The organism is Saccharibacillus sacchari DSM 19268 (genome assembly GCF_000585395.1).
GTDB lineage: Bacteria > Bacillota > Bacilli > Paenibacillales > Paenibacillaceae > Saccharibacillus > Saccharibacillus sacchari.
In genome coordinates, this window is record NZ_KK073875.1 from 2,560,401 (window position 1) to 2,577,665 (window position 17,265).

The window sequence follows — 17,265 nt, forward strand, 5'->3', positions numbered from 1 at the left end:
AAAATATACTAGACTCGTCAGTTATTGAAACCGCATACTTTCGATCTGCTCCGCCAAGTTGTCCTATCATTTGCCGGATCAGGCCGAAAGCCGTTCGTATAGAAAGGGGACAAACATGATTATGAGTCAAGCAGACTTGAAAGAAATCATCACCCAAGGCAAAACGTCGCTCGGCATCGAATTCGGATCGACCCGAATCAAAGCCGTCCTGATCGATCCGAGCTTCGAAACGATCGCTTCCGGCAGCTACGAGTGGGAAAACCAACTCAAAGACGGCTTCTGGACCTATGACCAAAAAGAGATCATCAAAGGCCTTCAAGCCGCTTACCGCGAAATGAAGCAGGAAGTCAGCACCCAATACGGCGTCACGCTGCAAATCGTCGGCTCGATCGGCTTTTCCGCCATGATGCACGGCTATATGGCCTTCGATAAACAAGGCGAACTGCTCGTTCCGTTCCGTACTTGGCGCAATGCCACGACGGGCGCATCGGCCAAAGTCTTGACGGACTTGTTCCAATTTAACATCCCGGAGCGCTGGACCATCGCGCATCTGTACCAAGCGATCCTGAACGGCGAAGAGCATGTGCCAAGCATCGACTTCGTCACGACGCTGGGCGGATATATCCACTGGCTGTTGACCGGTAGCAAATCGATCGGCATCGGCGACGCGTCAGGCGTTTTCCCGATCGACGAAGGTACGCATAACTACCATCCGGCAATGGTGCAGCAGTTCGACGACCTGATCGCTTCCCGCAACTATCCGTGGACGCTCCAAGCCGTTCTGCCTCAAGTCCTGCTCTCCGGCGAACAAGCAGGCACGTTGACGGCAGCAGGCGCGCTCCTGTTGGACCCGGAAGACGATCTGCAACCCGGCATTCCGCTGTGTCCGCCCGAAGGCGATGCCGGAACCGGCATGGTCGCGACCAACAGCGTCAAAAAGCGCACCGGCAACGTCTCCGTCGGTACGTCCGTGTTCGCCATGATCGTGTTGGAGCATGAGCTGTCCAAGCTGTACCCGGAAATCGACATGGTGACTACGCCGGACGGCAGCCCGGTCGGGATGGTGCACGCGAACAACTGCTCCAGCGACCTCAACGCCTGGATGGGACTGTTCCGCGAATTCGCGCAGGCGATGGGCTACGAAGCCGACTCCGGCAAACTGTACGGCACGCTGCTGAGCAAAGCGCTCGAAGCCGACCCGGACGCAGGCGGATTGCTCAGCTACGGCTATCTGTCGGGCGAGAACATCACCGGACTTGAGCAAGGCAGACCGCTGTTCGTTCGTTCGCCGGAAAGCAACTTCAACCTTGCCAACTTCATGCGCACCCATCTGTTCAGCGCGTTCGGCGCGCTCAAGATCGGCATGGACATTCTCACCGAGAACGAGAAAGTGGCGATCGACAGCCTGCTCGGGCACGGCGGTCTGTTCAAGACTCCGGTCGTCGGGCAAAAAGCTTTGGCAGCCGCACTGAACGTGCCGATCTCGGTCATGTCTACAGCCGGAGAAGGCGGAGCATGGGGCATGGCACTGCTGGCTTCCTACGCAATCAACAAAGAACCGAACGAAAACCTGGCTGATTTCCTTGGCGAAAAAGTGTTCAAAGACGTCGCAGGCGAAGAAATCGCGCCGGACCCGGCAGATGTCGCAGGTTTCGGAACATTCATCGAACGCTACAAAGCCGGCCTCGCGATCGAGCAAGCGGCTGTCGACCATTTGAAATAAAAAGCAAAAGGAGTGACCCACATTGTTAGAGCAACTCAAACAAGAAGTGTACGAAGCGAACCTCGAACTGCCGAAGCATGGCCTGGTGAAATTCACTTGGGGCAATGCCAGCGCGGTTGATCGGGAAAATGGATTGTTCGTAATCAAGCCAAGCGGCGTTAGCTATGAAGCGATGAAGCCGAGCGATATGGTCGTGGTCGATTTTGACGGCAACGTGGTCGAAGGCGACATGCGTCCTTCGTCCGATACCGCGACGCACGCCGTTTTGTATAAGCATTATCCGCAAATCGGCGGCATCGTGCATACGCATTCCACTTGGGCGACCATCTGGGCGCAGGCAGGACTCGATGTGCCGGTTATGGGTACGACGCACGCCGATACCTTTTATGGAGCGGTGCCTTGCGCAAGATTTCTGACCCAAGAAGAGATCGATCGAGGGTACGAAGCGGAGACCGGCAATGTCATCATCGAGACGTTTGACAAGCTCGGCGTGGACGTGCTGGAGATTCCGGCCGTGCTGCTGCAAGGCCATGCGCCGTTCACGTGGGGCAAAGACGTGAAGTCGGCAGTCGTGAACAGCGTCGTGCTGGAAGAAGTGTGCAAAATGAACCTGTATGCGCGCCAACTGAACAACTTCGCGAAGGAACTGCCACAGGGCATTTTGGATAAACATTATCTGCGCAAACACGGAAAAGACGCGTATTACGGTCAAAAATAAGTTCATTTCTAATCGAGTCGTATTCAACATAAACGTTCAATCATTCAATATGACATTCACTAATCGACGAAAAGAGGATGATTTACATGACAGTAGCCGTAGAAAAACAATTTTGGTTTGTCGTAGGTTCGCAGCATTTGTACGGAGAAGAAGCCCTTGCCGAAGTTAAAGCTCACGCGCAAGAAATGACGGACGCGCTCAACAAAAGCGGCGTGCTTCCTTACCCGCTCGTACTTCAGGATCTGGCCGTCAGCGCGGACAAGATCACCGAAATCATGAAAGAAGTGAACTACCGCGACGAAGTCGCCGGAGTCATCACGTGGATGCACACGTTCTCGCCGGCCAAAATGTGGATTCGCGGCACGAAGCTGCTGCAAAAGCCGCTGCTGCATCTGGCGACGCAGTACAACGAAAGCATTCCGTGGGCGACGATCGACATGGACTTCATGAACCTGAACCAAGCCGCTCACGGCGACCGCGAATACGGATTCATCAACGCGCGTCTGAACAAGCAAAACAAAGTCGTTGTCGGCTACTGGGAGCGTCCGGAAGTGCAGCAGCAAATCGCGGACTGGATGGACGTTGCCGTTGCTTATAACGAAAGCTTCAATATCAAAGTAGCCCGCTTCGGCGACAACATGCGCAACGTCGGCGTCACCGAGGGCGACAAAGTCGAAGCTCAGATTCAATTCGGCTGGACGGTCGACTACTACGGCATCGGCGATCTGGTCGAGGTGGTGAACGCCGTGACCGAGCAGGAAATCGACGAACTGATGGCCGAATACGCCAACCTGTACGAATTTGACTACGGCACCAACAGCAAAGAAGACTGGGAAGCCAGCGTGCGCGTGCAAGCGGGTTACGAGATCGCTCTCAAGCGTTTCCTGGACGCGAAAGGCTATACCGCCTTTACGTCGAACTTCGAAGACTTGCACGGCATGAAACAGCTTCCGGGTCTGGCCGTTCAGCGCCTGATGGCTCAAGGCTACGGCTTCGCCGGCGAAGGCGACTGGAAGACGGCCGCGCTCGACCGTCTGATGAAAATCATGAGCCATAACGAGAACACGGGCTTCATGGAAGACTACACCTACGAGATGGCACCGGGCAAAGAAGCGATCCTGCAGTCCCACATGCTCGAAGTTGATCCTTCCCTGGCGAGCAGCAAGCCGAAAGTCGTCGTATCCCCGCTCGGAATCGGCGGCAAAGAAGATCCGGCCCGCCTGGTCTTCGACGGCAAAGCCGGAGACGGCGTCGTCGTATCCATGATGGACCACGGCACGCATTACAAACTGCTGATCAACGAAGTGACGGCGTTCGAACCGACGGAACCGGCTCCGAATCTTCCGGTCGCCCGTGTTCTGTGGAGCGTGAAGCCGAACTTCCAAGACGGCGTCAGAGCTTGGATCGAAAACGGCGGCGGCCACCACACCGTCGTATCGCTGAACCTGACGACAGATCAGATCGTGACGTATGCGAAACTGGTGAATTTGGAGTACGTCGTGATTAAATAAGCCGAGCCGATAAAAGAAAACCGCTTTTCGATCGATGACAGGGTCATGGATCGAAGGCGGTTTTTGTTTTGCATAGCGATATTCAGATCGTCCACGACTACTCGGTATTTTCGCCGATCAAGCGCCTGCCTGCCGCATCGAAAGGGAGCACGAACGCTGTTTTTCCGGGGCTTTGTAAAGCTTTCCGATTGATAACGGTTACACTGTAAAATTTTAAATAAAAGCATTGACATAGCTCTTGTGATCAAGATAATGTATGTAGACCGATTGTTATAATTTTTTGAAGGAAGTGTCTTTTGTTGAGTGAAAAGTCCAACGCTAAAGAGTCCATCGTCAACACGGCAGCGAGACTGTTTTTTTCACAAGGGTACCACGCGACAGGCTTGAATCAGATCGTAAAAGAAAGCCAAGCTCCGAAAGGGTCGTTGTATCATTATTTCCCGCAAGGCAAAGAAGAACTCGCGCATGTATGCATTCAAAAAACGAACGAGCATATTTTGCAAAAGTTCGATGAGACATTTGCCGCGCATTCGAATACGGCGGAAGGTCTTCAGCAGTTCATTCGCGATATGGCGGACGAAGCGGAGGCGGCCGGATTTACCGGATTTATGCCGTTCAGCTTTTGGGCTGCCGTCGAGACGTCGTGCATCAGCAGCGATCTTCGCGCCGATTGCCAAAACGTGTTCGCCGATTGGCAGGTCATCATCGCCAAGCATTTGGTCGAAGACGGCATGAGCGAGGAAAAAGCGCGGACCACGTCGCTGCTGGTCGTCGCTTTGATGGAAGGCGCGCTGATCATCAGCCTGACGAACCAGAGCAAACAACCGCTGCTTGCGGCGGCCGATCATTTGGCGGTCGTGGCGAAGCACGTGCAAGACATGCCGTAAGGCGTATTCAACAGAACGTTCGAGAGGTTCGAGGAGGATGAAAGAGTGGAAGGTTCAATGAAAGCCGATTCTTTGGGGAATCGTCAAGAAACGCAGCAAGAAGCACAGCAGCAGTACAAGGTTTTTCCGATTTTGTTCGCGATGCTGCTGAGCGGATTTATCGGTTTGTTCGGGGAGACGGCGCTGAACGTGGCGCTGACGCCGCTGATGGCGATGCTCGAAGTCGGACCGACGACGATTCAATGGCTGACGACGGGCTACCTGCTCGTACTGGGTATTCTGGTTCCGGTATCCGGCATGCTTCTTCAATGGTTCAGCACGCGTCAGCTGTTCACGACGTCGCTGATCTTCTCGATTATCGGCACGTTCGTGGCCGCGGTCGCGCCGAGTTTTGAAATTTTGCTGCTGGCGCGCGTGCTTCAAGCGGTCGGCACGGCACTATTGCTGCCGCTGATGTTCAATACCATCCTGGTTATTTTCCCGATCGAAAAGCGCGGCGCCGCCATGGGCCTGATCGGTCTGGTCATCATGTTCGCTCCGGCCAGCGGCCCGAGCATCTCCGGCTTGATCTTGGCCAACTTGAGCTGGCACTGGATCTTCTGGATTTCCCTGCCGTTCTTCGCGATCTCGCTGGTGTGCGGCCTGTTGTTCCTGCCGAACATCTCCAAACTGACCAAGCCGAAGATCGACGTGCTGTCGATCGTTCTGTCCACGCTCGGTTTCGGCGGTATCGTCTACGGCTTCAGCAGCGCGGGCGGGCACGGCGAAGCAGGAAGCGGCTGGACCAGCCCGATCGTGATCGGAACGTTGGCGATCGGCGTATTGTCCCTGCTGTTCTTCAGTATCCGTCAGCTTAAAATGAAGCAGCCGGTGATGGATCTTCGGGCATTCAAATACCCGATGTTCACGCTGGGCTTGATCCTGATCTTCATCTCCATGATGATGATGCTGTCGTCGATGCTGATCCTGCCGATGTACTTGCAGCAGGGCATGGCGGTTACGGCGTTGACCGCGGGTCTCGTCCTGCTGCCGGGCAGCCTGCTTAACGGCCTGTTGTCCCCGGTCATGGGCCGCCTGTTCGATAAGTTCGGGCCGAAGTGGCTGGTCATCATCGGCCTCGCTATCGTGGCAGTCGTATTGTTCATGTACACAAGCATCTCGCCGACGACGACGCTCGGTACGATCATCACGCTGCATATCTTCATGATGGTCGGCATCTCCATGATCATGATGCCTGCGCAGACCAACGGTCTGAACCAGCTGCCGCGCGAGTATTATCCGCACGGCACGGCAATCATGAACACGCTCCAGCAGGTGTCCGGCGCGATCGGAACCGCGGTAGCGGTCAGCATCTTGAGCGCCGGCCAAGCCAGCTTTTTGAGCGGAGTCGCGAATCCGGAAAGCCCGGAGAACCAGCTTGCCGGATTCACGTCCGGCGTGCAAGGCGCGTTCGTGTTCGCCGCGGTCTTGGCGGTCATCGGCTTGATCGTGTCGCTGTTCGTGAAGCGCGTCAAAGTAGGCGCGGGAGCGAAACCGGAAGGGCCGATGCATTAATTCGCATACCGGGCAGTTTTCCGTACGACCTAAAGAAACACATGTAAAAGCGAGGCTTTCCCGATCGGGGGAGCCTCGCTTTTTTTGCGCGGATCCGCTCCTCGCGTTTTTATAAGTAGGCGTTCAGCATATCCTTCAAATACTCCCGAAAGTCCGCAGCGTACTCTTCGGGTTCCGCGATCTTGAGTTGGGTTCCGAAGCCGGCCAGAAACTGAAACCCGATCCAATTGTTCGGAAGCTCGAAGGAAGCGCATAAAAACCGGTCGTCGTAAGGCGTTACGCTTTTGCGGCCGTAACGCTCGACGAACCGGTCGCGGATACTCGGCGAAATCAAGGCTTTGACGGTGATCAGTTCCGGTCGGTAGACGTTCCGGCTTTGTTCTTTCGGCGTTTTTTCTCGGGGGAAGAAAGTTCCGCCCTCCGCGTTCAGACGATCGATCCGAGACAATTTGAATAGGCGGCCGTCCATGCGATCCAGGCAGAAGCCGTTCAGATACCAGCTGCTTTCGTTGAAATGAAGACCGGTCGGTTCAACCGTCCGATGCGTCGCCGCGCCGTTTTTGTCGATGTAATCGAATGCGAGGATTCTTTTGCCCGAGATCGCGTCTTGGCACGTCTTTAACATCCCGCGCAGCTCGGAACGCCCCTCCCAATCGTAAAAAGAAAGCTGCACGCTTCCTTCCGGAACCGACGAACGGACCATCGATTCGATTTTTCGGATCGTGAGCGTGACTTCTTCGCCGAACAGAATTTTCTCCAAGCCGCCGAGTGCCGTCAAAATATGTTCCAGATCGGAGCTGCTGAGCAGCCTTTTGTCCATTTTGTACTCGTCCATGATCCCGAAGCCGCCTTTCGAACCGGTGACCGAATAAATCGGGATATTGGATAAACCCAACGTTTCCATATCGCGCAGGATCGTCCTTTTGGACACGCCGTACAACCGCGCAAATTCACTGGCGGACACGATCTGCTTGCGCAGCAGCACCATAATGATCGAGATCAGCCGTTCAACTTTGTCCATAACGACTCCTTTTTATATCGGGGTAGGGAACGGTGACATACATCCGTCATCTATCGTAGCTTATCATAATCGTATACCGATGAGGAGGTTACACATTATGGCGGCAATCGCATATTTGAATTTGGACGGAACGGCGGCACAGGCAATCGAATTTTATGCAGAGGCTTTGAAGGCGACAGAGGTAAAAGCGGTCAAGTTCGGGGATATTCCGCAAAATCCGGAGTATCCGATGCCGGACAACGAATTGAGCATGATCATGGAATCTTCGATCGAATTCGCCGGAGGCAAACTGATGATGTCCGACGTTCTTCCTTCGATGAAAGCTGTCACGGGTGAATGGGTGCAGGGCAACAGCATGCTGATCAGCCTCGTCATGGACGACAAGGAAATGTTGAGACAGTATTTCGAAAATTTGTCCGCCGGCGGAATCGTCACGATGCCGCTCTCCGATGTGCCGTGGTCGTCCTGCTTCGGCATGTTGATCGACAAGTTCGGCGTGCATTGGAAGTTCAACAGCGACGCGGACCAGTTTTTGGATCAGGTGCTGGCTAATAAAAAGTAACGGTTTTCGAAAAGCAGTCTTGCCCGGCAAGGCCGCTTTTTGCTGCATGAAGAAAATTGGTGTAACCGGGCACGCGCGCCGAGCGCTTTTACGGTGGTACAATAAGCAGATCGAATCTATCCCGTGACAGGAGTGAAGACCATGAATCTGACTATAAACTGGATTACCCTACGCGTTCGCGACCTCGAAGCGTCGATCTCTTTTTACCATGATATCCTCGGCCTGCCTATTCAACGCCGTTTCGAAAGCCGGGGCAAGCAGATCGCCATGCTCGGCAGTGACGCACAGCCCAAGATCGAAGTCATTCAAGGCGGCGAACAGACCGTGCAGCCGGAAAACGGAGTGTCGGTCGGTTTCGAGGTCGAATCGTTGGAAGGCGCAATGGAGGAGCTTCGACACAAAGGCATTCCGATCGCCCGTGGACCGATTATGCCGAATCCGCGTTTGAGCTTTTTCTACATCTTGGACCCGGATGGATTTGAAGTTCAATTGGCACAGCATCACCAATCTATCGAATAGAAAACGTTTTAGACCCTATCCCAAGTCGGTAAACTGGTTTATCATAAAAAGAAAACCAAGCAACATGCACCGGAAGGGGACAGCACTATGGAATTCAACGACGTGATTCACGGACACCGATCGATTCGCCAATACGAAGATCGCGAAGTCAGCCAAGAGGTTCTAGGCAGAGTGCTGGAAGCGGGCATTCGCGCCTCGTCCAGCGGTAATATGCAGTCTTATTCCATCGTGGTCACGCGGGACAAAGAGCAGCGTAAAAAGCTCTACACGCCGCATATGGACCAGTCGATGGTGCTGGATGCGCCGGTTCTGCTAACTTTCTGCGCGGACTTCAACCGGATGCGCAAATGGCTGGAGCTAAACGACGCCCCGATCCATTTCGATAACTACATGAGCTTTATGATCGGCACCATCGACGCGACGCTGGCTTCGCAAAACTGCGCACTAGCGGCGGAAAACGAAGGTTTGGGCATCTGCTACATGGGCTCGACGCTCGCGAACTGCGACCAAATCGGCGAGCTGCTGAACCTTCCGCCGGGCGTGGTGCCTGTCGTCGGCTATTCGTTGGGCTATCCCGCCGAAGCTCCCGCGCTGCGCGACCGCCTGCCGCAGCACGGACTCGTCCATTACGAACAGTATCAGGATTACACGGACGAGCAGATCGAGGACATTTACAAAGACCGCAACGAAAAAGGCTGGCAGCGTTACATGGATGTGCCGAAGCTCAAAGCGATGACCGAAGAACTGGGCCTTAAAAATTTGGCTCAAGTCTACACGATCGCCAAGTATACGAAAGAATCGCATCTCGAGTACTCGCAGACGATCCTGAATTATTTGGAAAAGCAGAATTTCATGAACAACGAAGATTCGAAGTAACTAATACGAACAATAGACGGAGTTCCGCAAAAATGTGGATTCCGTCTTTTTTGTGCATCCGTAAGCATGGTTTTCGATTGTCGTTGCCAAGCACAATGCGAACATGATACGATAAATACAAATGTATATTGAATAAGGTTACTTAAATCAAAAGAGGAGAGAGTTTATTGAACGATCATCCCAAATCCGTCAAAGTCGGTATTTCCAATAAAGAAGGGCAGCTGGGCTTCGTATTTACCAAAGGCGGTCTGCGCGAAGGAGCTGGACGCAAAAGCATAGGCGTGACCCGCAAAGTATCATTAACGTTGAGCGAGGAGATATGGGCTAAGATAGAAGCCGACCGCGTTATAAATGATTCATCGCGTTCGGAGATCATTCGCCATGCATTGGAGTCTTTTTATTCCGAATAATCCTGCCGAAAGAAGGTGCACGCGTTGCGGATCGAAATAGCCCGAGATTCTTTGACTCAAGCTCTGCATGATGTGATCCAAGCTGTAGCAGTTGCTTATACGCAGCCGACTCTTCAAGGCATCCGTATTCGGGCCGATCTGGACGGTGTGACGCTGATGTCCGCCCATGCCCATATGAGCGTTCGAATCAGGCTTCCTCGAAACGACGCTTCCGTAACGGTCGAAAAAGTCGGCTCGATTGTCGTTTCCCTGCACTATTTGTATCACATTCTCCGTAAACTGGATCACAAATCCGTCATACTTGAGATCAAGCAGCCGCTACTCCTCGCGATAGTTTCGGGAAGTTTTCGAATGCGCTTATGCGGCATGGACGATTCGGAGTTTTCCTGTTTTGAGAGTGGAAAAGAAGCGTCTTCGGTGCGGCTTCGTATCAACAGCGCCATATTCAGATCGTCGATCAAGCAGGTAGCGGGAGCGGCCGCGACTTCGGATAGCCGTCCGGTGCTTACAGGCGTATTGCTCGAATACGATCAAGGAAGGTTACGTTTGACGGCTGCCGACGGCATTCGTCTAGCTTCGCGAACATTAGAGGTGGACGATCCCGCAGATCATAGTGTTACAGCGATCATCCCGGCGAAAAGTGTGCAGGCCATTTCGAAAATGCTGGAGCAAGCAGACGAAACAATGGAGGTCGAGATAGGCCGAAGCCGGATCACATTTGTCGCCGGGTGCTTGGAGATCGAATCGGTATTGATCCAGGGAACCTTTCCGTCCGTAAAAAATATGGATTCCGAAGTCTTTCTCTGCGAGTGTCGCATCGATAGGGTCGGATTGCTTCATGCGACGGAAGGCGTCACGATCATGGCCGGTGAAAAGATTATCCGCTTGGCTGCGAACCAGAACCGACTACATTTGTCATCCAAAAAAGCAGAGATCGGAGAAGCGGAAAACGAAGTACCAGTGCATGCAATGACGGGTGAAGGCTTTGTCTTGTCATTGAACGGAAAGCTGCTGACTGAAATTCTTCGCAGCAGCGATTGCGCCGAGCTTCGGATCCGATACGCGGGAAGTATGGCGCCTCTCGTCATTTGTCCGGAAGATTCGTCCGAATCCACCCTGTTTTTGATCACTTCTGTCAGAATCTCCGAATCCTTTTCTGCATAAAAAAGAATCTTCGCAACGACAAAAAGACTGCTGTCCGCAGGTGGACAGCAGTCTTCGAATGGTGTTTCTTGTTGATCCGATTGTATACGGATCAAAGGGCTTAAATTCAACGCGTCACATAAGCCCGCGTCACGATCTTGTACCCGCCGATCGCGTCATGCCGCTCGCTTAGCAGCTCGCGGCGGCGCTCCAATACGTCGCTCTCATAAGCGGCTTCGACATCGAATCCGGCTTTGGCTTGAAGCGATGCCTCCTCGCCTCCGAGGTTGTACCACCGCACGATCACGTCTTCCGTGTCCGCCGACAGCTTCAACGTCGAGAACGCCAATGTCGTATCCTGCTCGTTCCAGCTCACGACCTGCGAAGATAGCGGCAATCCGTTCGCGGCGCCTGTCGAGGTTCCGCCTGCAAGTTTAACGCCGCCGACCGGCTTCTCCGCAGCACGTTCCGACGCATCTGCAAACTCTCCGGTCTGAACGACGGTCCACGGAATCGGGAAGCTATACGCATCGGCAATTGCGCCGGACTTCGCCGCATCACCCGCGAACGGACGGATCGTATACTCGACCGTTTGCTCGCCGAGGCACTGCGCTTCCGGCGTCTCGAACACGCCCCAGTCGCCCAGTTCCGACGAAGCGCGAAGCAACGTGACCGCGATGGTGTTCTGCCCGTCCCGCAGCACTTCGTACTCGTTCAGTCCTTTGTTCGCGATCAACAGACCTTGCTCGCCGTCGGTTACATGCACGAATGCCTGCTGATGCTGCGCGTTGCTTGGATTGATCCATTCCTTCGCAGGCATATTAGCGCGCTTCGCGGATTCGAAGATCGAATCGGCATAGTGATGATCCGCGTTCAAGCCCGTCGGGAACAGCGCCCGCAGACGGTGGTCTTTCGCCTGGTTATTGAACGAAGTGCGCACCTTCACCAGCTCGCTACCCGCTTCCAAGGTGTACAGAGTCGTGATTACCAGCGGCACGGTTTGGTCCGTGCGCTGCGCGGTGCGTTCCGTGAATGGAACCATCTGCTGCTTCTCGCGGTTGAATGTCTCGTCGGCGCCGGCTGGGATTTCCCAACGTGCGACGCTTTCCAAAGTCGCACGGAAAGGCGTCTGTTCGACAATACGGACTTCGGCTTGCAGATGCTCGGTCGTCAATGTCTGCTCGCCTTCCGGTTGGCGGTAGACGTATTCGTTGCCGATATCGCCCGTGTTTTCATACACATTCAGTCCGTTGTAACTCGCCCCGCTTTGCTTGTGTTCGACGGTCAACGAGCCGTTAGCGGCTACGGTAACCTTCAGCTTGCCATTTTCCAAGGTCGCATTGTTCACGTTGACCGTGTCTGCTCCGGTTGTTGCTTCTTCAGCTACTCCGGCCCCGGTAGGAACCAACGCATACGTTCGATAAGCCAACGAAGGGACATCCAATGCTTGGAACGTCACTTTCACTTTACGTGCCATATACGGCTGGCGGAAACGATCCTTCGGCAGATCATACCCGAAGTGCGCGCCGAAATCCTGAATCTCCGCTGCGTAGACGCGGCCTTCTTCGTCTTGCACGACGAAGTTCGGCAGCGGAGCGGCTTCCAGTTCTTGCGCCAACGTCTGCGGATTCGGGCCTTCCGGGAAATACTTTTGCCCGAATAGCAGTTCCGTCTCCAATACGCCGCTGCGCGTCCAGCCTGCGGTGTTGAACGCGACGAAAGGCACGGCGCCTTCGCCCCACTGCTTCAAGACTTCCGCATCGATCACGGCCGCGATCGCCTGTGCGCTTTGCTCGGCGAGTTTCTCAGCCACATGGCTGCTTTTCGCGAAACGGGTCAGCATCTCGCGATGCACCTCGTCCACGCTGCATCCGCAGATGCTGTCGTGCGGATGATTCTGCATCAGCGTTTTCCAGGCATAGGTCAGCAGATGGTGCGGATAAGCTTTCACTCCGGCCAAATGCGCCATTGTCGCGAGCGGTTCGGTCACTTTTTCCAATAACGTCTGGCCTTGTTGATTGAGCTGCTTCAGGTACACGCGCGCGGAGGCGGTATTGACCAGCGTTCCCCAACCGTCCGTATGCTGACTGCGCAGCTCGCCTTCGATGATCGCGAGATCGTCCGGCACTTCTTTGGCAACGGCTTCGATGTAATCGTCAAAGTTCGAATGCACGAAGTCGATGTCCGGGTACAGCTCCGACGAGACGCGGATCGCTTCCGGCAGATCCGTCTGGATCGGCTGATGGTCGCAGCCGTTCATGAACAGCAGATGCGGCGTGGACGCGAATTTTTCGGCTTCCGCCAAATTTTTGTCCCAATACGTTTTCGCTTTTTCCGCGTCGGCAGGGACTTCCATCCCGTTGCAGTACCAGTTCGCGAACAGGATGCCGAGCACTTCCGAACCGTCCGGCGAGCGCCAGATCATTTCGGAATACGGCGATTCATAGCTGTCCGCGTCCACCACCGCATTGTTGAAGCCGGTCGGTTTCACGCCGCGTCCGAATACGGCATTGCCGATATCCGCCTGCTGCAAAATCTGCGGAGCTTGGCCCATATTGCCGAACGAATCGGGGAAGTAGCCGGTTTTCGACAGCACGCCGAACGGCTTGGCATCCTGGTGGCCGATCAGCAGATTGCGCAGATTCGCTTCGCTGCTGGTCAGGAACTCGTCTTGCAGGATGTACCACGGACCGAATTGGATACGGCCTTCGCGGATATAGCGGTCGAGCCGCTCTTGCTGATCCGGGCGGACTTGCAGATAGTCTTCGCGTATGATCGTCTGTCCGTCCAGATGGAAGTAGCGATACTCCGGGTCTTGATCCAGCGTATCGAGCAGCTTGTCCATCAGCTCGACGAGCAGCACGTGATGATGTTCGTAAGGCATATACCATTCCCGATCCCAGTGGGTGTGGGAGATCAGGTGAACCGTTTTCTTTTCCGACATGCGTGAACCTCCTAGGTTAGCAGCTTGTCTGGCTCCGTTGCACAACGAATCGAGACAAGCCGCCTAACGATGTGATTAACCTTTCGTCGCTCCGCCCATACTGAAGCCTTTGGACATATAGCGTTGCGAGAAAATGTAAAGAACGACCGACGGCATGGTATACAGCAGCGAGAACGCGGCGAGTCTTCCATACTCCACCATACCGTGACTGCCGAAGAATTGATAGATCGTAACCGACGCGGGAAGCTTGTCCGGCGTCTGAAGCAGGATATACGGAACGAAGAAGTTGCCCCAGCTCCCGGAAAAGGTAAAGATCGCGATTGTCGAGATGCCGGGCAGCATCAGCGGAGCGACCACTTTGCGCAATCCGGTCCAGACCGAAGCGCCGTCCATCCAAGCCGCTTCTTCGAGGTCGATCGGCACGGAGTCCATGAAGTTTTTCATCATCCAGATGCCGTACGGCAGCGACGACGAAGTCAGGAACAGCATCGTGGCGAAGATCGAGTTTTGCAAATTAAGATACAGGAACATTTGGAATACCGGAACCATGACTGCCGTGATCGGCAATGCCGTCATGAACAGGATGGAGAGCAGGAAGCTTTTTTTGAATCGCATTTCGTAACGGGACAGCGGATACGCCGCCAGTACGGATACGATAACAACCAGCAGCGCTTGACCGCCGGACAGCACGAGGCCGACGCCGAACGAGCGCAGATTGCTGGAATCCGTCAGAACGTCTTTGAAATTTTGCAGCGTCCAAGTGTCCGGGGCTTTGATGCCTTGTTGAGCGTTGGGATCGAACGAAGCGAGAATGATCCAGAGCAGCGGCAGCAGGAAGCACAAGCCGAGCACGACCAGAATGCCGTATTGGATATTGCGCTGAAGTCTATGTTTGACCATTACGGTGCACCTCCTTCATGTTAGACCTTGACCTTCATCGAACGCATGTAGAACAGGCTGGCAATGATGCCGATCAGTAGCAGAACCAGCGAGATCGCCGTGCCGTAACCGAACTGATAATTCACGAAAGCCTGGTTGTACATAAAGATCGGCAGCGTTTGGGTGGATGTGCCCGGGCCGCCTCCGGTCATCGTATAGACAAGCGTGAACACGCCGAGTGTTTGCAGCGTGACCAGCATCATATTCGTGACGATCGAACCTTTCACCATCGGAATGGTGATATGGCGAATGATTTGGAATCCGGTCGCGCTGTCGATAATCGCCGCTTCTTCGACTTCTTTCGGAATATCGTCGAGCGCGGATTGGTAGACCATCATGGAAAAGGCGGTGCCATGCCAGATATTGGCGATAATGACGCTGACCATCGGGAACGAGAACAGCCAGGAGATCGGACTGACGCCGAACCAGCCCAGAATCTGATTGAGCGAACCGTTGTCGCTGAAGAACGCGACCATGCAGAACGCAACGACAATCTCGGGCGTGACCCAACCCGCGATGACGATAATGCCGATGATCCGGCGGAACGTGACGTTTTTTTCCTTCATCAGCAGCGCCAGGATAAAGCCCAGCAGAACCTGCCCGATGACGGCGGAGAAGATCAGGAAAATCAAAGTGCGCCAGACGCTGATCCGGAAATCCGGGTCATGGAACATATTCACGAAGTTTTGGAAACCGACAAATTCAAGACTTTTCGCCGCGGCTCCGGTTAACGCCATATTGGTAAAAGCCAGTCCGATCGTCAGGAAGATCGGCACGATGAAAAAGATCAACAGAAGCAAAACGGAGGGCATCAAAAACAGAAACGCTCCGGGCATTTTTCGGGTCATGGTTCACACTCCATTCGTGGAAAGGGCGAAAGAGCAGATGCTCCTCCGCCCATAGATGGCAATAGGGTCAAGCCGCGCGCGAATGCTCGACGACGGGCCGTTTTTGCCGTCTTCAAAGGCTGCGCGCGCCCTGATGCTGAAATTATTCGATGCTGTCCGCACCGAGCGAGCGGGAGACGTTTTCTTTCAATTGCTTCACGGCGTCTTCCGGCGACAGGTTGCCGGAGGCGATGCTTTCGACGATGCTTTGCAGTTGTGCCGACACGGTTGCGTATTGATCGTTGGCCGGACGGAAATGCGCGACGTTCAGCAGTTCCTGCGCTTCTTCGGTAAACGGACGGTCCGTGTAGCCTTCCACGTCCACCGAGTCGTTGCGCGGGCTGAGACTGCCTTCCGCCACGACGCGTCCGGTCGCGTTTTCTTTGTTCATGAGGAACTCCATGAACTTCCAAGCGGCTTCTTTTTGCTGTGCTTGCGCCGGAATCGACCATGCCCAACCGCCGGACATCGTAGTCGAACCCGGTTCTTGGCCGTTTTGCGTCGGGAACGGGGCGAAGCCCATTTTCTCTTCGACGTTCTCGATCGGAGCCGCGCCGTTCGCCGCCCAAGTCGAGCCTGCCCAGCTTCCGTCTACCGCCATTGCGAGCTTGTCTTGCGGAAGCAGCTGCTGGAACGCGATGCTGCCCGCTTGGCCGTTGAGCGCGACCTGCATCGACGGGCCGACTTTGTCGACGTTGAATACTTGATTGATGAAGTTGAACGAGTCGAGCATGCCTTGGCTGTCCAAATCCCACTTTTTGCTGTCGTCGTTGTACAGTGCGTTTTCCGTGCCGTACAGCAGCATTTCCAGCGTCTGCATGGTCACGCCTTCGCCGTTCGACTTGCCGACGATCAGGTTGAGCGGGGTCACTTCCGGCAATTGCTGCTTGATCGTGCGGGCGGCGTCGAGAACGTCCGCCCAGCTTTTCGGTTCGAACGGAACCGGAAGGCCGGCCTGCGCGAACAGGTCTTTGTTATACCAAATGCCGCGCGTATCGGAGGTTGCCGGAACGCCGTACACTTTGCCGTCTTCTCCGGTCACGCCGGCTTTCAGGTTCTCGATAATATGCTCGTTCCAATCCGACCATCCGGCCACTTGGGTATCGAGCGGTTCCAGATAACCGGCCGCCGCGTCGGATTTGATGATCGACGTATCTTCCGCGATCAGGTCGGGAGCGGTGTCCGGCGATTTCATTTGCAGCACCATTTTGGACGTATAGTCGCCTTCGCTGGCCAGGACCGGCGCGATGTTGATCTTGATGTCCGGATTCTGTTCTTCGAAGGTCGTTACCAGGCCGGATTCGAAGAACTTCGTCAGCGTGTCTTCCGAACCGGAAGAACGGAACGATACGGTGACTTCCGTTTTGCCGTCTGCCGCGCTGCTGCCGGAGCCGCCGCCGCAGGCGGTGGTCATAAGCAGGGCGGAAGCGACGGTTGCGGTGAGCATGGCTTTGAACGGGATCGTCTTTCTCATAGGGATTCTCCTCTGTCGGGATCGATGATCCCGGATTATTGGGTAACGCGGCCGCCCGGCTTAGATCCCGCGTCTTGCCGGGCTCGTTCGCCGTGAG

15 protein-coding genes are annotated in these 17,265 nt (G+C 54.7%); 10 read left to right on the top strand and 5 right to left on the bottom strand.

What is annotated here, in order from left to right; translation table 11 throughout:
• The first annotated feature begins 121 nt into the window (after positions 1-121).
• The 5 genes from SACSAC_RS11000 (at position 122) to SACSAC_RS11020 (ending at position 6,393) form a co-directional block, all read left to right on the top strand.
• Positions 122-1,723: a xylulokinase gene (locus tag SACSAC_RS11000; RefSeq protein ID WP_037292655.1), complete on the top strand. Its 1,602-nt coding sequence runs from the start codon at positions 122-124 to the stop codon at positions 1,721-1,723.
• Between the two features lie 22 nt (positions 1,724-1,745).
• Positions 1,746-2,441 (top strand): L-ribulose-5-phosphate 4-epimerase, encoded by a 696-nt coding sequence (locus SACSAC_RS11005; protein ID WP_037286212.1) that lies wholly within the window; start codon positions 1,746-1,748, stop codon positions 2,439-2,441.
• A gap of 86 nt (positions 2,442-2,527) precedes the next feature.
• Complete coding sequence (gene araA, locus SACSAC_RS11010; protein ID WP_037286215.1) at positions 2,528-3,952, top strand: L-arabinose isomerase; 1,425 nt, start codon at positions 2,528-2,530, stop codon at positions 3,950-3,952.
• Positions 3,953-4,251: 299 nt separating this feature from the next.
• Positions 4,252-4,839 carry a TetR/AcrR family transcriptional regulator gene (locus tag SACSAC_RS11015; protein ID WP_037292656.1) on the top strand — a complete coding sequence of 196 codons (588 nt, stop codon included), beginning with the start codon at positions 4,252-4,254 and terminating at the stop codon, positions 4,837-4,839.
• A 57-nt stretch (positions 4,840-4,896) separates the two neighbouring features.
• On the top strand, positions 4,897-6,393 hold the full coding sequence (locus SACSAC_RS11020) for a DHA2 family efflux MFS transporter permease subunit (RefSeq protein ID WP_084778449.1): 1,497 nt from the start codon (positions 4,897-4,899) through the stop codon (positions 6,391-6,393).
• Between the two features lie 109 nt (positions 6,394-6,502).
• Here SACSAC_RS11020 and SACSAC_RS11025 read toward each other — a convergent pair whose 3' ends face one another.
• Positions 6,503-7,414 carry a helix-turn-helix transcriptional regulator gene (locus SACSAC_RS11025; protein ID WP_037286218.1) on the bottom strand — a complete coding sequence of 304 codons (912 nt, stop codon included), beginning with the start codon at positions 7,412-7,414 and terminating at the stop codon, positions 6,503-6,505.
• Between the two features lie 97 nt (positions 7,415-7,511).
• On the opposite strand from SACSAC_RS11025, the gene SACSAC_RS11030 reads away from it, so the two are divergent.
• The 5 genes from SACSAC_RS11030 to dnaN all read left to right on the top strand — a co-directional run bounded on the left by SACSAC_RS11030 (position 7,512) and on the right by dnaN (position 10,945).
• Positions 7,512-7,976 carry a VOC family protein gene (locus SACSAC_RS11030; protein WP_037286221.1) on the top strand — a complete coding sequence of 155 codons (465 nt, stop codon included), beginning with the start codon at positions 7,512-7,514 and terminating at the stop codon, positions 7,974-7,976.
• 141 nt (positions 7,977-8,117) lie between these two features.
• Complete coding sequence (locus SACSAC_RS11035; protein WP_037286224.1) at positions 8,118-8,495, top strand: VOC family protein; 378 nt, start codon at positions 8,118-8,120, stop codon at positions 8,493-8,495.
• Between the two features lie 87 nt (positions 8,496-8,582).
• On the top strand, positions 8,583-9,371 hold the full coding sequence (locus SACSAC_RS11040) for a nitroreductase family protein (RefSeq protein WP_037286227.1): 789 nt from the start codon (positions 8,583-8,585) through the stop codon (positions 9,369-9,371).
• Positions 9,372-9,538: 167 nt separating this feature from the next.
• Positions 9,539-9,781, top strand: coding sequence for a ribbon-helix-helix domain-containing protein (locus SACSAC_RS11045; RefSeq protein ID WP_156950990.1), 243 nt, complete (start codon positions 9,539-9,541; stop codon positions 9,779-9,781).
• A gap of 24 nt (positions 9,782-9,805) precedes the next feature.
• Positions 9,806-10,945, top strand: a complete 1,140-nt coding sequence (gene dnaN / locus SACSAC_RS11050) for a DNA polymerase III subunit beta (protein WP_037286230.1) — start codon at positions 9,806-9,808, stop codon at positions 10,943-10,945.
• A 106-nt stretch (positions 10,946-11,051) separates the two neighbouring features.
• Here dnaN and SACSAC_RS11055 read toward each other — a convergent pair whose 3' ends face one another.
• From SACSAC_RS11055 to SACSAC_RS11070, 4 genes are all read right to left on the bottom strand, one after another.
• Positions 11,052-13,868 (bottom strand): alpha-mannosidase, encoded by a 2,817-nt coding sequence (locus SACSAC_RS11055; RefSeq protein ID WP_037286233.1) that lies wholly within the window; start codon positions 13,866-13,868, stop codon positions 11,052-11,054.
• A 75-nt stretch (positions 13,869-13,943) separates the two neighbouring features.
• Positions 13,944-14,768, bottom strand: a complete 825-nt coding sequence (locus tag SACSAC_RS11060; protein WP_037286235.1) for a carbohydrate ABC transporter permease — start codon at positions 14,766-14,768, stop codon at positions 13,944-13,946.
• Between the two features lie 20 nt (positions 14,769-14,788).
• The gene (locus tag SACSAC_RS11065; RefSeq protein WP_037286238.1) at positions 14,789-15,655 is read right to left on the bottom strand and encodes a carbohydrate ABC transporter permease; all 867 of its coding nucleotides are present in this window, start codon (positions 15,653-15,655) and stop codon (positions 14,789-14,791) included.
• Positions 15,656-15,797: 142 nt separating this feature from the next.
• Positions 15,798-17,168, bottom strand: coding sequence for an extracellular solute-binding protein (locus SACSAC_RS11070; RefSeq protein WP_037286240.1), 1,371 nt, complete (start codon positions 17,166-17,168; stop codon positions 15,798-15,800).
• Positions 17,169-17,265 lie beyond the last annotated feature (97 nt).